20 protein-coding genes are annotated in these 22850 nt (G+C 60.8%); 15 read left to right on the forward strand and 5 right to left on the reverse strand.

Annotation, left to right across the window (positions count from 1 at the left end; all coding sequences use genetic code 11):
• Positions 1-78 precede the first annotated feature (78 nt).
• Both HU811_RS07435 and HU811_RS07440 read right to left on the reverse strand, forming a co-directional pair.
• The gene (locus tag HU811_RS07435) at positions 79-1062 is read right to left on the reverse strand and encodes a DUF4880 domain-containing protein (RefSeq protein ID WP_186654996.1); all 984 of its coding nucleotides are present in this window, start codon (positions 1060-1062) and stop codon (positions 79-81) included.
• A complete protein-coding gene (locus HU811_RS07440) occupies positions 1049-1564 on the reverse strand; it encodes a sigma-70 family RNA polymerase sigma factor (protein ID WP_186655012.1) in 516 nt (171 codons plus the stop codon). Before HU811_RS07440 ends, HU811_RS07435 begins: the two co-directional genes overlap by 14 nt.
• A 205-nt stretch (positions 1565-1769) precedes the next feature.
• Between HU811_RS07440 and HU811_RS07445 the strand changes: the two genes are divergently transcribed.
• On the forward strand, positions 1770-2603 hold the full coding sequence (locus tag HU811_RS07445; RefSeq protein ID WP_092394498.1) for an oxidoreductase: 834 nt from the start codon (positions 1770-1772) through the stop codon (positions 2601-2603).
• Between the two features lie 22 nt (positions 2604-2625).
• On the forward strand, positions 2626-3564 hold the full coding sequence (locus HU811_RS07450) for an AraC family transcriptional regulator (protein ID WP_092394495.1): 939 nt from the start codon (positions 2626-2628) through the stop codon (positions 3562-3564).
• A gap of 73 nt (positions 3565-3637) precedes the next feature.
• On the opposite strand, the gene HU811_RS07455 is transcribed toward HU811_RS07450, so the two are convergent.
• Entirely contained in the window at positions 3638-4324 is a 687-nt protein-coding gene (locus HU811_RS07455; RefSeq protein WP_092394492.1) for a response regulator transcription factor, read from the reverse strand.
• A complete protein-coding gene (locus tag HU811_RS07460) occupies positions 4299-7676 on the reverse strand; it encodes an ATP-binding protein (protein WP_186654999.1) in 3378 nt (1125 codons plus the stop codon). Before HU811_RS07460 ends, HU811_RS07455 begins: the two co-directional genes overlap by 26 nt.
• A 321-nt stretch (positions 7677-7997) precedes the next feature.
• Between HU811_RS07460 and urtA the strand changes: the two genes are divergently transcribed.
• The 9 genes from urtA (at position 7998) to HU811_RS07505 (ending at position 16691) form a co-directional block, all read left to right on the forward strand.
• Complete coding sequence (gene urtA / locus HU811_RS07465; RefSeq protein ID WP_092394486.1) at positions 7998-9242, forward strand: urea ABC transporter substrate-binding protein; 1245 nt, start codon at positions 7998-8000, stop codon at positions 9240-9242.
• Positions 9243-9341: 99 nt separating this feature from the next.
• Positions 9342-10259 (forward strand): urea ABC transporter permease subunit UrtB, encoded by a 918-nt coding sequence (gene urtB, locus HU811_RS07470; protein ID WP_177193292.1) that lies wholly within the window; start codon positions 9342-9344, stop codon positions 10257-10259.
• 10 nt (positions 10260-10269) lie between these two features.
• Positions 10270-11457 carry an urea ABC transporter permease subunit UrtC gene (gene urtC / locus HU811_RS07475; RefSeq protein WP_186655000.1) on the forward strand — a complete coding sequence of 396 codons (1188 nt, stop codon included), beginning with the start codon at positions 10270-10272 and terminating at the stop codon, positions 11455-11457.
• Positions 11454-12212 (forward strand): urea ABC transporter ATP-binding protein UrtD, encoded by a 759-nt coding sequence (gene urtD, locus HU811_RS07480; RefSeq protein ID WP_092394480.1) that lies wholly within the window; start codon positions 11454-11456, stop codon positions 12210-12212. The genes urtC and urtD overlap by 4 nt, the downstream gene beginning before the upstream one ends.
• Positions 12213-12222: 10 nt before the next feature.
• The gene (gene urtE, locus HU811_RS07485; protein ID WP_092459391.1) at positions 12223-12912 is read left to right on the forward strand and encodes an urea ABC transporter ATP-binding subunit UrtE; all 690 of its coding nucleotides are present in this window, start codon (positions 12223-12225) and stop codon (positions 12910-12912) included.
• Positions 12913-13019: 107 nt separating this feature from the next.
• On the forward strand, positions 13020-14249 hold the full coding sequence (gene fmdA, locus HU811_RS07490) for a formamidase (RefSeq protein WP_186655001.1): 1230 nt from the start codon (positions 13020-13022) through the stop codon (positions 14247-14249).
• Positions 14250-14259: 10 nt separating this feature from the next.
• Positions 14260-14604 carry an FmdB family zinc ribbon protein gene (locus HU811_RS07495; RefSeq protein ID WP_186655002.1) on the forward strand — a complete coding sequence of 115 codons (345 nt, stop codon included), beginning with the start codon at positions 14260-14262 and terminating at the stop codon, positions 14602-14604.
• Between the two features lie 14 nt (positions 14605-14618).
• Entirely contained in the window at positions 14619-15662 is a 1044-nt protein-coding gene (locus HU811_RS07500; RefSeq protein ID WP_092394469.1) for an aliphatic amidase, read from the forward strand.
• Positions 15663-15665: 3 nt separating this feature from the next.
• Positions 15666-16691, forward strand: a complete 1026-nt coding sequence (locus HU811_RS07505; RefSeq protein WP_225248397.1) for an AAA family ATPase — start codon at positions 15666-15668, stop codon at positions 16689-16691.
• A gap of 112 nt (positions 16692-16803) precedes the next feature.
• Here the strand turns inward: HU811_RS07505 and HU811_RS07510 are convergent, their stop codons facing one another.
• Positions 16804-17313, reverse strand: coding sequence for an Lrp/AsnC family transcriptional regulator (locus HU811_RS07510; RefSeq protein WP_186655004.1), 510 nt, complete (start codon positions 17311-17313; stop codon positions 16804-16806).
• 198 nt (positions 17314-17511) lie between these two features.
• Here HU811_RS07510 and HU811_RS07515 point away from each other — a divergent pair, with 198 nt between their 5' ends.
• The 4 genes from HU811_RS07515 (at position 17512) to mdeB (ending at position 22290) form a co-directional block, all read left to right on the forward strand.
• Entirely contained in the window at positions 17512-18528 is a 1017-nt protein-coding gene (locus HU811_RS07515) for a 1-aminocyclopropane-1-carboxylate deaminase (protein ID WP_092394463.1), read from the forward strand.
• Between the two features lie 138 nt (positions 18529-18666).
• On the forward strand, positions 18667-19125 hold the full coding sequence (locus HU811_RS07520; protein WP_186655005.1) for a transketolase: 459 nt from the start codon (positions 18667-18669) through the stop codon (positions 19123-19125).
• 49 nt (positions 19126-19174) lie between these two features.
• Positions 19175-19597: a hypothetical protein gene (locus HU811_RS07525; RefSeq protein WP_186655007.1), complete on the forward strand. Its 423-nt coding sequence runs from the start codon at positions 19175-19177 to the stop codon at positions 19595-19597.
• On the forward strand, positions 19594-22290 hold the full coding sequence (gene mdeB / locus HU811_RS07530) for an alpha-ketoglutarate dehydrogenase (protein WP_186655008.1): 2697 nt from the start codon (positions 19594-19596) through the stop codon (positions 22288-22290). Before HU811_RS07525 ends, mdeB begins: the two co-directional genes overlap by 4 nt.
• Positions 22291-22850: the final 560 nt, after the last annotated feature.

Genomic DNA, 22850 nt, shown 5'->3' on the forward strand with positions numbered 1-22850 from the left:
TCAGCCTTTCTTACATGCCGAACGAGAATGAGAAATCACCTCATTTTTATTTGATGTTGGCGCGCGACGGAAAAGGGGTTAGCTGGCGGCGCTCAACGTCACCCAATATTGGGTTCGATAATCAATCCGTAAGTGCAGTGACTGCGCCACCAATGCCAGTACCTGATCGGTGTCGGCGAGTTGAAAGGTCCCGGAAACGCGTAGGTCCGCGACCTCTTCGGCGCATCGCAACAGGCCGGGCCGATAGCGCGACAAGGCCCCAATGAAGTCACCGAGGCGCATATGGTGTGCGCTGATCACCCCGTCACTCCAGCTCCATACATCCAGGCCGTTATCCTTGAACTCACGAACGCCATTTGAGGTGAACAGCCGCTGATTGCCGGCCTGGACAGTGTTGTTAACCGAAAGGGTTTGGCTGGATCCGGGAAATACGCTGACTGCGCCGCGCTGCACCGCCAGAAGGGTCCCGTCGTCACGCTCGTACGCCAGGAACCGGGCGTTCTGGGTGCTTATGATTGCGTCGCGGGTTTGTACCCAGAACGGACGCGGTTGAGCTGAGCCCGCATCGGCGCCGGTATTCACGATGATTTCGCCGCGCCGCAGAACGATCAGGCGCCGCTGTTCGTTGAAATAGCTGTCGACCGCACTGTCGCTATTGAGCTGGATAAGGCTGCCGTCATCGAGTTGGAAGCGTCTCTGCTCGCCGGTTCTGCTGTGCTGCTGGGCAAGCAAAGCCGGCAATGGTGTGTAGTCGCGGCCCAGCCAGGTCGCTCCTCCAACAGTGGCCAGCACACCCAGTAGCTTCAGGCTTTGGCGCCGATGCATGCCTGAGCGGGCGCCTTTGAGGGTGTGCCGGGCCAAATCAGGTGGAACGCCCGCGAAGTCATCGCCAAGCGCTTCTACACGCTGCCACGCTAAAAAATGCTCAGGACGCTGCCGCAGCCAGTGCTCAAAGGTGCGCTGGGTTTGCTCGTCGGCAGGATTGAAGCGCAGGCGCACCAGCCAGTGGATCGCCTGGTCGACCACGGCCGGGTCCAGCACCTGCGCTTCACTGTTCGGCATAACGCAAGCGATAGCAGTGTTGCAGGGCCTTGGCCAAGTCGCGTTCAACCGTAGAGCGGGAAACGCACAATTTTTCGGCGATTTGCAGGCAGGTCAAACCGTCGAGCTGGGCGAGTAGAAAAGCCTGGCGAACTCTCGGTTTCAGCAGGTCGAGCAGACGGTCGATGCGCTCAAGGCTGTCAAGAATCAGCAACCGGTCTTCTTCCGAGGGGGCCGCTTGTGGAGGGAGCAGCGCGAGACTCTCGAAGTAGGCGCGTTCGAGTTCGCGACGGCGATAGCGATCGATCATCAGTCCGCGGGCGATGCTGCTCAGATAAGCCCGGGGTTCGCGCAACGGGCTTATCTGACGGGATTTGAGCAGACGTACAAACGTGTCCTGGGCCAGATCGGCTGCGCTTTCGTGACATCCGATGCGCCGGCTCAGCCAGCTGTGCAACCAGGAATGGTGGCTGCGATAAAGCAGCGCGAGATCGGCATTGCCCAGTGTGTCGTTGCTGCGCATCAGCATCTCGGAAAATACATAATTGATAATGAATCGCATTATATTCAGACAGGTGACGTCAGGGCAATGTGCGGAACCTGATGTTCGAGATGGGCCTGGTCTCGAGTCCTGATAGGAATAGGCAATGCTGCAAGGCAAACCGGCATAGGGGCCCCGGTTCTGCCTCGCTACCATGGCCTTGCACCCACCTTGTTGGAGGCTCGCCATGAGCAGCAGAAAAACCCTATTCATCACCGGCGTCAGCAGCGGCCTGGGCAACGCCCTGGCGCGGGAAGCGCTTGCGGAGGGCCATCGAGTCATCGGCACCGTGCGCAGTGAAGCGGCGTTGCAGGCCTTCGAGGCACTGTCCCCGGATCATGCCCATGGCGTCATCCTGGATGTCACTGACTTCGAGCGGATCGACAGCGTTGTCGCTTCCACACAAGCCAGCCACGGCCCGGTCGATGTGCTGGTCAACAATGCCGGCTATGGCCATGAGGGCATCTTCGAAGAGTCGCCGTTGGAAGAGATGCGCCGCCAGTTCGACGTCAACGTGTTCGGCGCGGTGGCGGTGACCAAGGCTTTCGTGCCGTATTTCCGCAAACGTCGTGCCGGTCATATTCTCAATATCACCTCGATGGGCGGAACCATCACGATGCCGGGTATTGCCTATTACTGTGCGAGCAAGTTTGCGCTGGAAGGTATCTCCGATACGCTGAGCCAGGAATTGCTGCCGTTCAACATCTTCGTGACCGCCGTGGCGCCCGGCTCGTTTCGCACTGACTGGGCAGGTCGTTCGATGCAGCGCACGCCGCGCAGCATTGCCGACTATGACGCCAGTTTCGACCCAGTGCGTAAAGCGCGGGAAGAGAAAAGCGGTAAACAGCTCGGCGACCCGCGCAAGGCTGCCCAAGCAATGTTGCAGGTCATCGCCAGCCCGACGCCACCGGCGCACTTGTTGTTGGGCAGTGACGCGTTGAACCTGGTGCGTGACAAATTGACTCGAACGGCCAGTGAGATTGACCGATGGGAGGCGCTGACCCGCTCGACTGACGGTTGAGCGGCCAGCAAAGGGGGCAATGATGACGCCGACCGATCCACACACCTTGCGCATGGTGCAGTTGATGGAGCAGCTCGCGCCGGTCGAGGGCTACAACCTGAGCGCGCTGGACGACATCCGCTTTCTGCGTTCGAACCGGCCACTGACCCGCACGCCGGTCTTGTATGACCCGGGCATCGTCATCCTGTGTCAGGGGCGCAAGCGCGGCTATCTGGGGGAAGACGTCTACGTGTATGACGCCCAGCATTATCTGGTGGTGTCCGTCCCCGTGCCCTTCACCATGGAGACCGACGCCAGCGCTGCCGAGCCCATGCTGGCGATCTACATGCGGCTCGACTTTCAGCTGGCCAGCGAGTTGATATTGCAAGTCGATGAGGTGCTGGGCCCAAGTGATGCCCTACCCAAGGGCATGTATGCCTCGCCCATGGATGACCGGCTGCGTGCCTCGACGCTGCGTTTTCTTGAAGCCATGAGTCGTCCGGGTGACGCGCAAATACTCGGGCCGTCACTGGTACGAGAAATCTACTACCGCATCCTCACTGGCGAGCAGGGCGGCTCAATGCATGCCGCGCTTAATCGCCAGGGGCACTTCGGTAAGATCGCTCGCGTGATTCGCAAAATCCACAGCAGCTACCAGGAGCGTCTGGACGTCGAGTCACTTGCCCATGAGGCCGGCATGAGCGTGCCCAACTTTCACCTGCACTTTCGCAGCGTGACCGACTCCTCGCCCATGCAGTACTTGAAGTCGACGCGCCTGCACCAGGCACGCCTGCTGATGCTACGCAATGCCATGAGCGCTTCGGCAGCGGCGTTCAACGTGGGCTACGAAAGTGCGTCGCAATTCAGCCGTGAGTTCAAGCGCTTCTTTGGCCGTACCCCCCAGGCCGAGATCGAGTGGATGAAGGCGACTTATGCGTTGCCCGCGCCTGCCACGCCGTCTATCTATGTATCATCGCATTAGAGAGGCATCAACTGGACGCGCCAGACCAGCCTTCGGTAGCCGTGGATGTCGCCGCCAGGCTCACGTAAATGCGCTACGTCCGTCGGTGCTCAGTCATCGCCGAAAGCACCACCGACGTTGCCGCTGTACGCGTTTCCACCCCCAGCTTGATATACACATGCTCCAGATGCTTGTTCACCGTACGCGGGCTCAAATCCAGGATGGTGCCGATATCGCGATTGGTTTTCCCGCAGGCCACCCAGCGCAACACTTCAACTTCACGCCCCGTCAGTTGAAAGCGAGCCGACAACACCTGGCTGGCCGGTTCGTCGTTCAGGCTCAAGGCCGCCACTGGCTGCGACGCCGCACGGGCAGAATGCAGAATGCGCGAAGTGCGCAGGTGCGCGGCGACCCGCGCCAACACTTCGTCGATCTGGATCGGCTTGGTCACGTAGTCGCTACCACCCACTTCAAAACCCTGAACCACATGGCAGCTTTCCGTCAGCGCGGTCATGAACAGCACCGGGATATCAGCGCTCTGGGGTTGCGCCTTGATCCGCCGACAGGTCTCGAAGCCATCCAGGCCCGGCATCATTGCGTCCAGCAGGATCAGATCCGGGCGTCGACGCTCGATACGGTTCAACGCACTTAGCCCGTCAAGGGCCACCAACACCATATAGCCGGCATCGTTAAGCGCGTCGGAGAGCAGGGCGAGGTTGTCCGGGGTGTCATCCACAATCAGCACAACACCGGGTTCAGCGACTGTGGTCAGTGCATTCATCTTCTGCCTCCTTGAGGGCGCGGTTGATTTCGTCCAGGCGAAAGTTCTTCAGCAACTTGCGCAGTGTCCCGATAAACGCTGCCGTCTGCGGTGTCTCGGCCTGGATGCTGTCGAGCTTTTCCTGTAACCCACGGACATAGCCCATGGCGCTGAGCTCGCCGAGGGTGACAAGGTCCGGGTGTGAGGGTAAGACCCAGTGTGCAGGGAGTGCCGCGGACGCAGGCCTTTCACGCCGCACCCACTGCAGGTCAAGTTGCGCCTGGATGCGCTCCAGCAACTCCGGCGTGCGCACGGGTTTGGCCAGATAGTCGTTGCAGGCACTGGCCAGATTGCGTTCGTCGTTGAAGGCATTGGCCGAGATCACGATGATCGGAACGTTGGACAACCCGTTGCGGCGAATCAGGCGGCTGGTTTCCCAGCCATCCATGGTCGGCATCGACAGGTCCATCAGGATCAGGTCCGGCCCCAGCAGTGCCACCTGGCGAATGGCTTCCTGGCCGTTGCTCGCTTGCACGACCTCAAAACCCAGCGGTGTGAGCATGCCGCTGAGCACCTTGCGATGGTCGACATGATCGTCCACCACCAGCACACGACGCGGTGGCCCCTGGTAGCCGATGATGTCGTGCTCGACATGGACCACCGCCTGGGGCGCGCGCACCTGAGAGAGAAACAGCCGCACCTGGAAGCAGGTGCCCTGGTCCTGCTGGCTCTTGACCTGCAATTCACCGCCCATCAGCGAGGTGAGCATGCGGGTGATGGTCAGACCGAGGCCGACGCCCTTGTCCTGGCGCATCAGGTCGCCACGTTCGAACGGCTGGAAGATCCGTTCGATATGCTCGGGGTCTATGCCGATCCCTGTGTCGATGACCTCGAAGGTCGCCGTTTCGCGCATGTAACTGACCCGCAGGCAGACCTCACCGCTGTCAGTGAAATTGACCGCGTTGCCCAGCAGGTTGATCAGGATCTGCCGAACCCGTTTCTCGTCACCCCGCACCACCGCCGGCATCTTGCCGATCAGCTCCAGGCGAAAGCGCAGGCCTTTTTCCTCGGCCTGCGGGGTGAACATCAGCTCCAGGTCGTGGATCAGTTCCGGGAAGGGGATTTCCGTCAGTTCCAGGCGCAGTTTGCCGGCCTCGATCTTGGCCACGTCGAGCAGGCCGTCAATCAACGACAGCAGGTGCGAGCCGCTGCGCAGAATGGTCGCCAGGGCATCCTGATGCTGCTCCGGCATTGCCGCGTCGCGTTGCAGGTTTTGGGTAAAGCCCAGGATGCTGTTGAGCGGCGTGCGCAACTCATGGGACAGCCCGGTGATGTAGCGACTCTTGGCCGCATTGGCTGCCTCGGAGGCCTCCTTGGCATCCTGCAGGGCCTGGTCAGTGACGCGGTGCGCGGCGATTTCCTGCATCAGCAACTGGGTCTGGCGGGTCGATTCCTCTTGGGCCACATGGCGGCTTTCGCGGGTCAGGACGATCCACCAGGCGAGAATCGCCGCCAACATTGAGAGGGTCAGGAAAGCCTTGAAAAACGCCTGGTACAGCGGCGCCGAATGGGGCAAGCCTCCAGAGGCCTGGCTGTAGATCAGCGCGAGGGCCCCGCTGAGCATCAGGATCAGCACCAGCAACAGGCCCAGGTAATGCATCAGCCGCGTGTGCAGTCGGGGCACCATGCTGTTGGGCAGCAACCAGCGCAACAGCGACTCGAACTGCGCGGACAGACGCCCCTGGGGTTTGCAACGATCGCCGCAACGCGCGTCCAGCGAACAGCACAGCGAGCAGATGGGCGTGCTGTAGGCCGGACAGAACGCCATGTCGGCGCTCTCAAACGAGTTGCTGCACAGGCCGCAGGTGATCTGCGTACCCGCTTCTACCGGGTGCAACAACAATGGGTCGCTGGCACGGGCGATGTAATAACGACTGCCCGTCGCCCAGGCCAGCAGCGGCACCATGATCAACGCGGCACCCAGGGCGACAAAGGGTGGGGCGGCTTGAGCCAGGGCACCGAACAGACCGAAGTGGGCGAGAATCGACAGCAGCGAGGCAATCAGCATCGCGCCGACACCCACCGGGTTGATGTCGTAGAGGTGCGCGCGCTTGAACTCGATGTGTTTGGGCGACAACCCCAAAGGTTTGTTGATTACCAGGTCCGCGACCACACAGCCGATCCAGGCGGTGGCGATATTGGCGTAGAGGCCGAGCACCTGATCGATGACGTCGAACACGCCCAGTTCCATCAGCATTAACGCAATCGCCACATTGAACCCCAGCCATACCACGCGACCCGGGTGACTGTGGGTCACCCGGGCAAAGAAATTCGACCAGGCGAGTGAGCCGGCGTAGGCGTTGGTCAGGTTGATCTTCATCTGTGAGACGAACACAAACAGCACCATGGCGCCCAAGGCCCATTCCGGCGAGGAGAACACATAACTGAAGGCCACCAGGTACATCTGGGTCGGTTCGGCGGCACGCTCCATGGGAATTTCGTGTTGCAGGGCGAGAAAGGCCAGGAAGGCTCCAGCGGCCATTTTCAAGGCGCCGGGAATGATCCATCCGGGACCGGCGCAGAGCAGGGCGGCCCACCAGCGTTTGCGGTTGGCGGCGTTTTTCTCTGGCAGAAAACGCAGGTAATCGACCTGTTCACCGATCTGCGTCACCAGCGAAAGGGCCACGGTACAGGCCGCGAAAAATTCCAGCAGATTGAAGTCGCCGCCGCTGGCACTGCGCCCCAAAAAGCTGGTCCAGTCGCTGAAGGCCTGGGGATTTTTTGCCAGCACGAACAGATAGGGCAGCACCAGCAGAACCAGCCACAGTGGCTGAGTCCAGAGTTGCAGGCGGCTGATCAGGGTCACCCCGTAGGCCACCAGCGGAATCACCAGCAGCGAGCAGATCACATAGGCGAAGGCCAGTGGAATATGAAAATACAGCTCGAGGGCCAGGGCCATGATCGCCGCTTCCAGGGCGAAGAACAGGAAGGTGAAACTGGCGTAGATCAGCGAGGTGATGGTCGAGCCGATATAGCCGAAACCGGCGCCACGGGTCAGCAAGTCCATGTCGACGCCGTAACGGGCGGCGTAGTAACTGATCGGCAGGCCGGTGAAGAAAATCACCAGGCTCACCGCGAGAATCGCCCAGAACGTGTTGGTGAAGCCGTAACTCAAGGCCAGCACCCCGCCGATGGCTTCCAGCGCCAGGAACGACACCGCACCCAGGGCGGTGTTGGCGATACGCAGCTCCGACCACTTGCGAAAGGACTTTGGCGTGTAGCGCAGGGCGTAGTCCTCCATGGTCTCGTCGGCGACCCATCGGTTGTAGTCACGACGGATCTTGGCGATGCGCTGGGTGCCGGGTGGTAGCACGGTAAAAGCCTCCTGCGGTCAAGGCGCTCCATGCCTGGCGGGTGCTGCACGGGTGAAAAATTGAGCAATTTCCATGCCTCGGGCCGCCGGGTTGCGTCGACCGTTGCCCGTGCGTGCGCCCGCGCGTGAGGGAGCAAGGTGGCATGGGCCCGGAGCGCTAGCCTGCACCAGCTTTGTGCGATTTTCCCTACGTCAAATGACGTATGCCTTTACGTCAGGCTGCGTATACCGGCCGCCGCTCCGCGCCGCCATGCTGATGCCATCACCGTTGCTGGCCGCCCCCAAGGCGAACCCGCAGCGCCACCGCAGAGGAGTAGCAGCATGGAACCACGATTGATCCGCACCCAAGGTCTGTTGCCGCGCCGTCTGGCGCTGGGAGCAGCGGCCCTGTCGTTACTGGCCGCCAGTGTGTTCAGCCAGGGTGTCCTGGCGGATGAGGCCAACAGCACCGGTCTGGCCGTGACCCCGACCGAAGTCACGGTCGGCCAATTGCACTCGGCCACCGGGACCATGGCAATTTCCGAAACCGGCTCGATCCAGGCCGAACGCCTGGCCATTGAGCAGATCAACGCCTCGGGCGGCATCCTCGGCCGGCAGATCAAGGTGATCCAGGAAGACGGCGCCTCCGACTGGCCGACTTTCGCCGAGAAGGCCAAGAAGTTGCTGGTCAATGACAAGGTGGCGACGGTGTTCGGCTGCTGGACTTCGGCCTCGCGCAAGGCCGTGCTGCCGATCTTCGAGAAGGAAAACGGCCTGCTCTACTACCCGACGTTCTATGAAGGGCTGGAGCAGTCCAAGAACGTGATCTACACCGGCCAGGAAGCCACCCAGCAAATCCTCGCCAGCCTCGACTGGATCGCCAAGACCAAGGGCGCGAAGACTTTTTACCTGGTGGGCTCGGACTACATCTGGCCGCGTACCTCAATGAAGATCGCGCGCAAGCACATTGAAAACGTGCTGCACGGTGAGGTGGTCGGGGAAGACTACTACCCGCTGGGCAACACCCAGTTCGGCTCGCTTATCAACAAGGTCAAGCTGAAGAAACCCGACGTGGTGTTCGCTGCCGTGGTCGGCGGTTCCAACGTGGCGTTCTACAAACAACTCAATGCCGCGGGCGTCAACGCGGCCAAGCAGACCTTGCTCACCCTGTCGGTGACCGAAGATGAACTGCTCGGTATCGGCGGCGGGAACATGGCCGGGTTCTATGCCTCGATGAAGTACTTCCAGAGCCTGGACAACCCCAACAACAAGGCGTTCGTCGAAGCCTTCAAGGCCCGGTACGGCAAGGATGCGGTGATCGGCGATGTGACCCAGGCGGCCTATCTGGGGCCATGGTTGTGGAAGGCCGCGGTGGAGAAAGCCGGCAGCTTTGACGTCGACAAAGTGGTCGCGGCCTCACCGGCTATCGAACTGACAACCGCGCCTGAAGGCGACGTGAAAGTGCATGAAAACCATCACCTGTGGAGCAAGACCCGTATCGGTGAAGTACAGCCCGATGGCCAGTTCAAGGTGGTCTACGAGTCGGGTCTGATCGAGCCGAATCCGTTCCCTAAAGGTTACCAATAACGCTCGGGCCTCATCGGCGGCGGCCGGGCTCCTGCAAGAGCCGGGCTTGGCGCCGGTGCGGCTTGCTTACTGCCATCTTCCCAGCAGGAGACCCTCATCATGGAATGGCTATCGGAGTTTGGTGCCATCGCGGCAATGCAGGGGTTCAACGGCTTGTCCGTGTTCTGTGTGCTGCTGTTGATGGCATTGGGACTGGCGATCATCTTCGGGCAAATGGGGGTCATCAACATGGCCCACGGCGAGTTCCTCACCATAGGTGCCTATACCACCTATGTCTGTTCGAGCCTGACCAGCCATTTCGCCCCGGCGTTCGGGCCCTATTATTTTTTCTTCGCCATCGCCCTGTCGTTCCTGGTCGCCGGCGCCATCGGCTGGCTGGTGGAGTGGGCGATGATCAGCCGGCTCTACAAACGCCCACTGGACACGCTGCTGGCAACCTGGGGCCTGTCCCTGGTCATGCAGCAGACCTTCCGTTCAGTGTTCGGTGCCCGCGAAGTCAGTGCCACGCCACCAGAGTGGCTGATGGGCTCGTTCAACCTGACGGACGCTATCGAGATTCCGCGCAACGGCCTGTTCATGATGGCCCTGACCTTGCTGCTGACGGCGGGCATTTTTGTGTTGCTATACCGTTCGCGCTGGGGACTGCATGTGCGGGCCACTGTGCAGAACCGGGTGATGAGCCGGGCTGTGGGCATCAACACCCGCAAGGTCGACCGCATGACGTTTGCCCTGGGTTGCGGTGTGGCCGGCGTGGCGGGCGCGGCGTTCACCACCATCGGTTCCACCGGGCCCACCGCCGGCTCGCAGTACATCGTCGACACGTTCCTGGTGGTGGTCTTCGGCGGTGCGCAAAGCCTGTTCGGCACCATCGCGTCCGCGTTCGTGATTGCCCAGACGCAATCGATCTCGGAGTTCTTCCTGAGCGGCTCGATGGCCAAGGTGCTGACCCTCTCCGGGGTCATCCTGATTCTGATGCTGCGCCCCCAGGGGCTGTTCTCCATCAAAGTGCGCAAGTAGAGGCGAGCCGATGAACATTCTAGACAAGATGCTGGCGGGTAAGCCGAACCTGCTCGGCGTGGCGCTGTTGGCGCTGCTGATTTTCGTGGTGTTCCCGCTGACCCTGGATGCCTTTCGCCTGAACATGGTCGGCAAATATCTGACCTACGCCTTTGTCGCGGTCGGCCTGGTGTTGTGCTGGGGGTATGGCGGCATTCTGAGTTTGGGGCAGGGGGTGTTTTTCGGTGTCGGCGGCTATTGCATGGCGATGTTCCTCAAGCTGGAAGCCTCCGACCCGGTCAGCACCAAGATCCAGAGCACACCGGGAATTCCAGACTTCATGGACTGGAACCAGATCACCGAATTGCCGTGGCTCTGGGTGCCGTTCCACAGCTTCAGCTTCACGCTGCTGGCGGTGATCCTGGTGCCGGTGCTGCTGGCTTTTATCATTGGCGTGGCGTTGTTCAAGCGACGGGTCGGGGATGTGTATTTCTCCATCGTCACCCAGGCCATTGCGCTGATCCTGACGGTGCTGATTGTCGGTCAACAGGGCTTGAGCGGTGGGGTTAACGGCATCACCGACCTCAAGACCTTGCTCGGCTGGGACCTGCGCACCGACAGCGCCAAGCTGGTGCTGTATTTCATTAATGCGGGGTTACTGTTCGGCTGCATTTTCATTGGTCGTTTTGTTCTCGCTTCCAAGCTGGGGCGGTTGCTGATGGCCATGCGCGACAAGGAGGAGCGGGTGCGCTTTTCCGGTTACGACGTGGCCGCCTTCAAGATCTTCGTGTTCTGTATCGCCGCCGGATTCTCGGCCATCGGCGGTGCGATGTTCGCCCTGCAGGTGGGCTTCATGTCGCCGTCGTTCGTCGGCATCGTGCCGTCCATTGAGATGGTGATTTTCACCGCCGTCGGCGGGCGCATGTCGCTGCTCGGCGCGGTGTATGGAGCCTTGCTGGTCAACTACGGCAAGACCTATTTCTCCGAATCCTTTCCCGAGCTGTGGCTGTACCTGATGGGTGGGTTGTTCATTGCCGTGGTCATGTACTTCCCCAATGGCCTGGCCGGGCTCTGGGACAGCCATGGTCGCCAGGCCCTGGCTCGCTGGTTGCGGCGCACCCCGCGCCGGCTACCGGTGGACACGCCCTTGCCGCCAGCCCCCCGTATCGAACCGACCACCGCTGCCCCCGAGCGTGCTTCCCTGGAGACACAGCCATGACCGCCGTCGGTTTTCAGATGAACAAGCCGGTGCTGGCTATCGAGGGGCTGACGGTGTCTTTCGATGGTTTCAAGGCGGTGGACGATCTCAATCTCTATATCGATCGCAATGAAGTGCGGGTGGTGATCGGCCCCAACGGTGCGGGCAAGACCACCTTGCTCGACCTGATCTGCGGCAAGACGCGCGCCACCAGCGGCAGCATCCAGTTCGATGCAAAGGAGCTGACCAAGATGCACGAGTACAACATCGTCCGCGCCGGGGTCGGGCGCAAATTCCAGAACCCGTCGATCTACGAAAACCTCACGGTGTTCGAGAACCTGGAGATGTCCTACCCCGCCGGGCGCAAGGTGTTCAGCGCCTTGTTCTTCAAGCGCAGCGCAGCGGTGATTGCCAGGGTGCAAGAGGTGGCCGGGGAGATATTTCTCGGCGAGTTGCTGGAGCAACAAGCTGACTTGCTTTCCCACGGGCAGAAGCAGTGGCTGGAGATCGGCATGCTGCTGATGCAGAACCCCGACCTGCTGATGCTCGACGAACCCGTCGCCGGGATGAGCGTCAACGAGCGTGTGCAAACTGCCGAGTTGCTCAAGCGCATCAGCCAGGGACGGTCGGTGCTGGTGATCGAGCACGACATGGAATTCGTCAAGAGCATCGCCCACAAGGTCACGGTGTTGCACCAGGGCAAAGTGCTCGCCGAGGGCAGCATGGAGTCGGTGCAAAGCAACCCGAAAGTCATTGAAGTCTATCTGGGCCATTGAGGAAGCAGGCATGTTCAACGTCAACAAGCTGTCCTGTGGCTACGGCCAGAGCCAGATTCTCCACGACCTCGACCTGTCCGTGGCCCGGCGGGAAATCGTCGCCGTGATGGGGCGCAACGGCATGGGCAAGACCACGCTGTTCAAGAGCCTGATGGGTATTCTCCCGCAATGGGAAGGGCAGATCAGCGTCGATGGGCGTGAGGTCTCCAGCCTTGAGACCCATGAGCGGGTCGAGCACGGCATCGCCTATGTGCCCCAGGGGCGGATGATTTTTCCTGGCATGACGGTACTGGAAAATATCCAGACCGGCTTGCCGGCCTCGGCCCGAGGCCAGGTGCCGGAAGACCTCTATGCCTTGTTCCCGGTGCTTCACGACATGCGCTCGCGCAAGGGTGGCAACCTCTCGGGCGGGCAACAACAGCAACTGGCGATTGCCCGGGCGCTGGCGACCCAGCCCAAGGTGCTGTTGCTGGATGAGCCCACCGAGGGCATCCAGCCGTCGATCATCAAGGACATTGCCCGCACCCTGAAGGAAATCCGCCACCTGCGCGACCTGACCATCGTCGTCTCCGAACAGGTGCTGTCGTTCACCCTGGAAATCGCCGACCGCTTCCTGGTGATCGAGAAGGGGCGTTTCGTCATCGAGGAAACCCGCGACAAGGTCGACGAGGCGACCATCAGCCGTTACCTCTCCGTGTAGGCCCGCCCCGGCACGGGGCGCTACGTCATCCGACGTATTGGCCGATTCGCGCCGCCATTGAAGACTGCTGCTAACGCTGTACATCCTTACCGTTCAGGAGCTTTGCCATGACCGATACGTTGATCAAAGTCGACCTCAACCAGCCTGCCACCGAGAATGAGCAGATTCACAATCGCTGGCATCCGGACATCCCGATGGCCTGCTGGGTCAAGCCGGGAGATGACTTCATTCTCGAGACCTATGACTGGACCGCCGGGGCGATCAAAAACAACGACGATGCGGCGGATGTGCGCGATATCGACCTCTCTACCGTGCACTACCTGTCCGGCCCGGTGGGCGTACATGGTGCCGAACCGGGTGATCTGCTGGTGGTCGACCTGCTGGATATCGGCGCCAAGGCCGACGCTCAGTGGGGGTTCAACGGCTTCTTTTCCCGGCAGAACGGTGGCGGTTTTCTCACCGACCATTTCCCCTGCGCGCAGAAAGCCATCTGGGATTTCAATGGCATGTTCACCCGCTCGCGGCATATCCCAGGGGTCAACTTCGCCGGGCTGATCCACCCCGGGCTGATTGGTTGCCTGCCTGATCCGGTGATGCTCGCCGACTGGAATCGCCGTGAGCAGGAACTGATCGACACCAACCCGACCCGCGTGCCGCCACTGGCCAACGCCCCCCTGGCCGCCACCGCGCACATGGGCAAGCTCAAGGGCCAGGCCCGTGATGACGCGGCGGCCACCGGCGCCCGCACGGTGCCACCGCGCGAGCATGGGGGTAACTGCGATATCAAAGACCTGTCCCGGGGCTCGAAAATCTTCTTCCCGGTCTACGTCAATGGCGCCGGGTTGTCGGTGGGCGATCTGCATTTCAGCCAGGGGGACGGTGAGATCACCTTTTGCGGCGCCATCGAGATGGCCGGCTGGGTGCACATGAAGGTCGAGCTGATCAAGGGCGGCATGGCCAAGTACGGGATCAAGAACCCGGTGTTCAAGCCGAGTCCGATCACCCCGAACTACAACAACTACCTCATCTTCGAAGGCATTTCGGTGGACGAGAGCGGCCAGCAGCATTATCTGGACGTCAACGTCGCCTACCGCCAGGCCTGCCTTAATGCGATCAACTACCTGACCAAGTTTGGCTACTCCCCGGCCCAGGGTTATGCATTGCTGGGCTCGGCGCCGGTGCAAGGGCATATCAGCGGTGTGGTGGATATTCCCAATGCCTGCGCGACGTTGTGGTTACCGACCGAGATCTTCGACTTCGACATCAACCCCAATGCCAGCGGTCCGATCAAGCATCTGGATGGCAGCATCGACCTGCCCATCGCTCCCGACCTGTAGGACGCCCACCATGCCGACCTACGAATATCAGTGCCAGGCTTGCGGCACCTTCACGCTGTTGCGGCCCATGAACCAGCGCCATGAGCCTTGCCAGTGCCCCTATTGTGGCGGCGCTGGTGGTGGCTTGCAGCTGTCGGTGCCGGCGTTGAACTGCCTCTCGAGCAGTCAGCGTCAGGCCATTGCTACCAATGAGCGCAGCGCCCACGCGCCGCAGACCGTCGCCGAGTACCAGCAGCGGCGTCATCCCAAGGGTTGCGGTTGCTGTACCCCGAACAAACCAGTGGTGCCGAGCAAGGCCAATCCCCTGGGACTCAAGAGCAAGACCGGACCCAGGCCCTGGATGATCAGTCACTGACGGAGGATTTCTTCATGCGCCATGGCGACATTTCCAGCAGCCCCGATACCGTCGGTGTTGCTGTCGTGAACTACAAGATGCCGCGCCTGCATAGCAAGGCTGAGGTCATCGACAACGCCCACAAGATCGCCGAGGTGATCAAGGGCATGAAGCAGGGGCTGCCGGGCATGGACCTGGTGGTGTTTCCTGAGTACAGCACCATGGGCATTCTCTATGACCGTGACGAGATGATGGCCACCGCCGCGACTATTCCCGGCGAAGAGACCGCCATCTTCGGCGCGGCCTGTCGCGAGGCCAATACCTGGGGCGTGTTTTCCCTGACCGGCGAACGCCACGAGGAACATCCGCACAAGGCGCCTTACAACACCCTGGTGCTGATCGACAATCACGGACAGATCGTCCAGCGCTATCGCAAGTGCATCCCCTGGTGCCCCATCGAAGGCTGGTACCCCGGTGATCGCACCTATGTCTGCGACGGCCCCAAGGGCATGAAGATCAGCCTGATCATCTGCGACGACGGCAACTACCCGGAGATCTGGCGCGATTGTGCGATGAAGGGCGCGGAGCTGATCGTCCGCTGCCAGGGCTATATGTACCCGGCCAAGGAGCAGCAGGTGCAAATGTCCAAGAGCATGGCCTGGGCCAACAACTGCTACGTCGCGGTGGCCAACGCCGCCGGCTTCGACGGGGTGTATTCATACTTCGGACACTCGGCGATCATCGGTTTCGACGGGCGGACCCTGGGCGAGTGTGGGGAGGAGGAAATGGGCATCCAGTACGCCCAATTGTCGATCTCGCAGATTCGAGATGCCCGGGCCAACGATCAGTCGCAGAACCATTTGTTCAAGCTGCTTCACCGTGGCTACACCGGCCTCTACGATTCAGGCGATGGTGACAAGGGTATCGCCGACTGTCCGTTCGAGTTCTATCGCACCTGGGTTCTGGATGCGCAGAAGGCCCGGGAGGATGTGGAAAAAATCACCCGGCGCACCGTGGGGGTGGCGGACTGTCCGGTGGGACAATTGCCCCACGACGGCAAAGAAAAGACGGCGGGCTGAGGCATGTCATCGATTCGGCAGATCCCGGCGGCGGGACCGCCCGAGGTACACCCGCCGGTTTCGCGCTTTATTTTCGAGCCGCAGCAGGTGATGGAGCTGCTGCGCGCGCGCATCGTCGGTCAGGACGCGGCGTTGGCGGCGGTCGAGGCGCAACTCAAGGTGCTCAAAGTGGACATCGGCGAGCGAGAGCGCCCGCTCGGGGTCAATCTGTTCATGGGCCCGACGGGGGTTGGCAAGACCGAGATCGTCCGCTTGCTGGCCCAGGCCCTTCACGGACGTGCCGACGCGCTGTGCCGCATCGATATGCAGACCCTGGCCCAGGAACATTACGCCGCGGCGCTGACCGGGGCGCCGCCGGGTTATGTGGGCAGCAAGGAGGGCGTCAGCCTGTTCGACAGCGAGTTGATCCAAGGCAGCTATAGCCGTCCCGGTATCGTCCTGTTCGATGAGCTGGAAAAGGCCAGCGATGAGGTACTGCGCAGCCTGCTGGGAATTCTGGAGAATGGCCAGCTCACCTTGACGGGCGGCAGTCGCACTCTGGATTTTCGCAACAGCCTGATTTTCATGACCAGTAACATCGGCGCGCGTCAGGCCATTACCCGCAGACAACGTTTGAACCGCGGCTGGCGACGTCTGTTGGGCTGGTTCACGGAGGCTGAGACAGCGCTGCTGGAGCGGGCGTTGCACAAGCGTTTCGAGCCTGAATTTCTCAATCGCATCGATCGTATCCTGGTGTTCGACCCTATAGAGGGTCGCTGGCTGGACGCTCTTTTGGATATCGAGCTGGCCAAACTCAATCAACGCCTGGGAGCGCATCGCCAGCTTTCAGTGGACGAACTGGCTCGGGCCTGGTTGGGACGCAAACATGATTCTCGCTTCGGCGCTCGCGCCTTGGTGCGCAGAGTGCGGATCGAGCTGGAGCCCGCGATTGCTGACTGTCTGCTGGCTAGCGCCGAGACTGGACAGATGATCGCAACGGTACAAGACCAGCGGCTGGTGGTGCGGCGGCAGAAATGTCCGTCCGGCTAGTTTTCCAGTCACTGCCAACCCTCGGTATTCCACTTTCCTGCCCACCGGGCCCCGAGCTGTTTCAACGTGCAAGCCGACGTAAGTTGAACATGACATCGGGCCAAATTGAGCCTCAAAGGGGGATATGGGTGGTCGACAAGACCTGGCGCAAACCCATGAACGAGCGAATCTGCCGAACCCCGGGCAGGTAAAGCAGTTGCTCCGCGTGGAGCCGGTTGAAGCTGTTGCTGTCCTTGGTTCGGATCAACATGAAGTAGTCGAATTCCCCCGTCACCACATGGCATTCCATGCAGCCGGACACTTTTTGTGCGGCCGCCTCGAATGCGGCGAAGGACTCCGGTGTGGAGCGGTCCAGCACCACGCCGATCAAGACCACCATCCCCGCATCCAGCGCTTGATTGTCCAGCAGTGCAACGATGTTCTTGATCAGGCCAGCTTGCTTGAGCCGTTCGACGCGTCTCAGGCACGCCGGTGCGCTCAATTTCACCTTCTCTGCAAGCGCCACATTGGAGATGGAGGCATCTCGCTGCAGGGTCTTGAGGATTGCACGGTCGGTTCGATCCAGCGGCTGCGGCATTAGGACTGTTTCGCCCGGCTTGCTGTGATTATTTGTTGCGTTCATATTTATTTATACACAATAAAAATATGTTTGAATTGGTTATGTGAAAATTATGTTTCTTTATTTGGCGATTATTTGCAATACATATTTTTTGATTTCTTCTTAGTATTGAACTCATCGAAGCCCCCCTGAAAGAGCCTGGAATGCAGCCTTTGTTTTTCGGCCTGGCGCTTGGATATTCAATAATCGAGGAGCAGAGTCATGAACCTGAATCGTTTTAAACGTTATCCGCTGACCTTCGGTCCTTCGCCCATCACGCCCTTGAAACGCCTCAGCGAACACCTGGGCGGCAAGGTCGAGTTGTATGCCAAACGCGAAGATTGCAACAGCGGCCTGGCCTTCGGCGGCAACAAGACGCGCAAGCTCGAATACCTGATTCCTGAGGCCCTCGAACAGGGCTGCGACACCTTGGTGTCCATCGGCGGGATCCAGTCGAACCAGACCCGCCAGGTCGCTGCCGTCGCCGCTCACCTGGGCATGAAGTGCGTGCTGGTGCAGGAAAACTGGGTGAACTACTCCGACGCCGTGTATGACCGCGTTGGCAACATCGAGATGTCCCGCATCATGGGCGCGGACGTACGGCTGGATGCCGCCGGGTTCGACATCGGTATTCGGCCCAGCTGGGAGAAGGCCATGAGCGACGTGGAGGAGCGGGGCGGCAAGCCGTTCCCGATCCCGGCGGGTTGTTCCGAACACCCTTACGGCGGGCTGGGGTTCGTCGGCTTTGCCGAGGAAGTGCGGGAGCAGGAAAAACAACTGGGGTTCACGTTCGACTACATCGTGGTCTGCTCCGTGACCGGCAGTACCCAGGCCGGCATGGTCGTCGGTTTCGCCGCGGACGGCCGTTCGAAGAACGTTATCGGCATTGATGCCTCGGCCAAGCCCGAGAAAACCAAGGCACAGATCCTGCGTATCGCCCGACACACCGCTGAGCTGGTGGAACTGGGGCGTGAGATCACCGAAGAGGACGTGGTGCTCGATACACGCTTCGCTTACCCGGAATACGGTTTGCCCAACGAAGGTACGCTGGAAGCCATTCGCCTGTGCGGCAGCCTGGAAGGTGTACTGACCGACCCGGTGTATGAAGGAAAATCCATGCACGGCATGATCGAAATGGTCCGCCGCGGCGAGTTCCCCGAAGGCTCGAAAGTGCTTTATGCGCACCTGGGCGGGGCACCTGCGCTGAACGCCTACAGCTTCCTGTTCCGCAACGGCTGATTAAACGCCAATAACCTGTAGGAGCGAGCTTGCTCACGAAGCGCTGGGTGAGTCGGCATTAATGTTGAATGTCACGGCCTTATCGTCGGATCGCCGCCGAGAGCAAGCTGCTGCAATCAAGCCGCCGGGAGTACCGCCATGCATGCGATATCGCAATCCGCAGTCTGGATCAAGGAACCTTCGGCGGATGCCGGGGTGGTCATCGTGACCAGCGCTGCGTTGCCCAAATACATGATCGACAAGCTGCATGTGGCGATAGATGACTGGGACCAGGTGGCCTATCTGGCCGTCAAGCAAGCCGAGGTGTTGATGGTCGACTGGTTGCGGGTCGGCTCCAACCCGCAGCCGTCTGCCGGGGGCGAGGTGTGTTATGCCAGCCAACTGTTAGGCGCTGTCCCCCACGGCAGCTTTTTACTGGAAGTGGGCACGTTCTCTGGTCTGGCCTGGTTGGGATCCGTCTGCGGCCACCCGCTGCGCGTCGTCGAACTTGGCGAAATAGCCTCATCCACGGTGGCGATGGATCGCCAGGTGGAAGAGGTGTTATTGGCGACCCAAAGTCTGGCGAAAAGCGTGCTGCAGGCGCGCGGCGTCATCTAACCCATGCCCTCGTCAATACGCTTGTTGAAACAGGAAAAAGGCAAAGCTTATGAGCCGAACCGCCGAGGGTCGTGCCCACGCCATGACGTGGATGCGCGAGCCTTCCAGTTGTACGCGCATCGTGGTCATCGTGAGCGGACTTGATAGCGATCATATTGACTTGATCCATCAGGGGTTCAGCTGTTTTGACAATGTTGCGCTGATCCATGTCGATACGCTGAACACCGCGCCGGGCAAGCTCGTTGGCGTGCCAGTGGCCAAGCGTGACTGCCATTTTGTGGTGCTCGGTGAACTTGATGAGCGCTTCTTGCACGACCTTTCCATTGGTCAGCCATGCCTCTACCCGGTTGCACCAGACGAGGCGGCCGAACATGCCGTCATCGCGGCGGTTGAGCAGGTCAAAAGCCTCGCCCGAGTGAGCCATTCGCGCCACCTTGAAGTGATACCCGACACCTGCAGGAGTTGCCTATGAACCTGTCCGCTCCCCATGCCCAATGGCCGGGCCAGGCTGCCGAGGATGAAGAAATGACCGAGTGGCGTGAGGCGTTGCTCTCCGTCGCAGCCCACGGCGGCACGAGCCGGGCCAAACAGATCCTCGACATGCTGCTGGCCGTGGCAAACGCTTCGGACATCGGCTGGCGGCCCAGCCATGGCACCCCATACATCAATACCATCAGTGTTGAGCAGCAACCGGTGTTTCCAGGCGATCTGGCCATCGAAGAGCGTCTGGCCTCGATCATGCGCTGGAATGCCCTGGCGATGGTTGCCCGGGCCAATCACGCCTATGGCGAATTGGGTGGACACATTGCCAGTTATGCCAGCGCGGCGGATCTGTTTGAAGTGGGCTTCAACCATTTCTTCAAGGCGCGCACCCAAACCGGCGGGGGTGACCTGGTGTTCTACCAACCGCACTCGGCGCCAGGCGTCTATGCCCGGGCGTTCCTTGAGGGACGCCTGGAAGAAAAGGATCTGCAGCACTATCGGCAAGAGATCGGCGCGCGCGCCAATGGCGCCCGGGGTTTGTCGAGTTATCCACACCCGTGGTTGATGCCGGACTTCTGGCAGTTCCCGACGGGCTCCATGGGGATCGGTCCGATCAGCTCGATCTACCAGGCGCGTTTCATGCGTTACCTGGAGCACCGCGGCCTGCAAGAGACCTCGGGGCGGACCGTCTGGGGGGTGTTTGGCGACGGTGAAATGGATGAGCCGGAAAGCATGTCGGCGTTGACCCTGGCGGCGCGCGAAGGGCTGGATAACCTGGTCTGGGTGGTCAATTGCAACCTGCAGCGGCTGGACGGCCCGGTGCGTGGCAACGGTCGCATCATCGACGAGCTCGAGGCATTGTTCGGCGGTGCAGGCTGGAACGTGATCAAACTGGTGTGGGGTTCCGACTGGGACAGATTGTTTGCCCGGGATAAAGACGGTGCGCTGGTCCGCGCATTGTCGGCCACGGTCGATGGCCAGTTCCAGACGTTTGCGGCCAAGGATGGGCGCTTCAACCGCGAGCATTTCTTCGGCCAGGACGCAGCCTTGGCGCATTTGGCCGAAGGCCTGACCGACGAGCAGATCGACCGCCTCAAACGCGGCGGTCATGACCTGGTGAAGATCTTTGCCGCGTATCAAAGCGCAATGCTCGAGGGCAAGAAACCTACGGTGATCCTGGCCCAGACCAAGAAGGGCTTCGGCATGGGCGACGCCGGGCAGGGCAAGATGACTGTGCACCAGCAGAAGAAACTCGATAATGAGGCGTTGATCGCGTTCCGCAACCGTTTCAACCTGCCATTGACCGATGAGCAGGCTACCTCGCTGAGCTTCTTCAAACCGAGCGACGACAGCGCGGAAATGCGCTACCTGCATGAGCGCCGCCGAGCGTTGGGCGGCTACATGCCTGCGCGACCTTCGGCCTGCGCGTCATTGGCCGTGCCCGATGTAGACAGCTACGCCGGGTTTGCCCTCACCGCCCAAGGCAAGGAAATGTCCACCACCATGGCCTTCGTGCGAATGCTCAGCGGCTTGCTCCGGGACAAGCAACTGGGGCCGCGCATCGTACCGATCGTGGCGGATGAAGCACGCACGTTCGGCATGGCCAGCCTGTTCAAGCAGATCGGTATCTACTCCAGCGTGGGCCAGCGTTATGAGCCGGAGGACATTGGTTCGATCCTCAGTTATCGAGAAGCCCTGGACGGGCAGATTCTTGAAGAGGGCATCAGCGAAGCCGGCGCCATCAGTTCCTGGGTCGCGGCCGCGACCAGCTACTCGGTGCATGGCCTGCCGATGCTGCCGTTCTACATCTATTACTCGATGTTCGGTTTCCAGCGCATCGGCGACCTGATCTGGGCCGCGGCGGATCAGCGCGCTCGCGGGTTCCTGCTCGGTGCCACCGCGGGGCGCACAACCCTGGGGGGCGAGGGCTTGCAGCACCAGGACGGTAACAGCCACGTGATGGCGGCGATGGTGCCCAACTGTCGCGCCTACGATCCCGCGTTCGCGGGTGAATTTGCGGTGATTCTGGATCACGGCATGCGCCAGATGCTGGAGCGTCAGGTCGACGAGTTTTATTACGTCACGTTGATGAACGAGAACTACCCGCAGCCCAACCTTCCTGAAGGTGTCGAACAGGCGATCATCAAGGGCATGTATGCATTTGCCCGGCATGAAGTGAAGGAAGCGCGCGGCGCCGTGCAGTTGCTGGGTTCCGGCACGATCTTGCGCGAAGTCATTGCCGCTGCCGAGTTGTTGGCCAGCGATTGGAGCATCGACAGTCAGGTCTGGAGCGTTACCAGCTTCACCGAGTTGGCACGTGATGCTCGTGAAGTGGAGCGCTGGAATCGTCTGCATCCCGGACAAGCTGCCCAATGCAGTCATGTTCAAGAATGCCTTCGCGACTCGGCGCCCATCATTGCCTGTACCGACTACGTGCGCGCCTTGCCCCAGTTGATCGCCAGTTATCTCGATGGCCATTACACCGTGCTCGGCACCGACGGGTTTGGCCGCAGCGATACCCGCAACCAACTGCGCAGGTTCTTCGAAGTGGACCGCCACCAGATCGTCCTGAGTGCGCTGACCTCACTGGTGCATGAGGGGCGTCTGGACCCCAGTGTCTGTGCCCTGGCCATTGAACGCTACGCGATTGACGTTGACGCCGTGGCCCCTTGGGACGCTTGAAACCAGCTTCATCCTGTGGGAGCGAGCCTGCTCGCGAAGACGGTGGTTGAGTTACATGGATGTTGGGTTTACTGGCCTCATCGCGAGCAGGCTCGCTCCCACAGGTTTTTGTGTCGTGTGCAGATGCTGTGAACACCCGCGAGTCCATGTGCGAGCTTGCTCGCGAAAGCGGTGGATCAGTTTGAAGTGATGTTGGCTATGCCGACGCCTTTGCGAGCAAGCCCGCTCCCACAGTTTTTGTGTTGTGTGCAGATGCTGTGAACACCCGCGAGTCCATGTGGGAGCGAGCCTGCTCGCGATAGCGGTGGTTGAGTTACATGGATGTTGGGCTTACTGGCCTCATCGCGAGCAAGCCCGCTCTCACAGGTTTTTGTGTTGTGTGCAGATGCTGTGAACACCCGCGAGTCCATGTGGGAGCGAGCCTGCTCGCGATAGCGGTGGTTGAGTTACATGGATGTTGGGCTTACAGGCCTCATCGCGAGCAAGCCCGCTCCCACAGGTTTTTGTGGCGTGTGCAGATGCTGTGAACCCCCGCGAGTCCATGTGCGAGCCTGCTCGCG

The organism is Pseudomonas tehranensis (assembly GCF_014268615.1).
GTDB classification, from domain to species: Bacteria; Pseudomonadota; Gammaproteobacteria; order Pseudomonadales; family Pseudomonadaceae; genus Aquipseudomonas; species Aquipseudomonas tehranensis.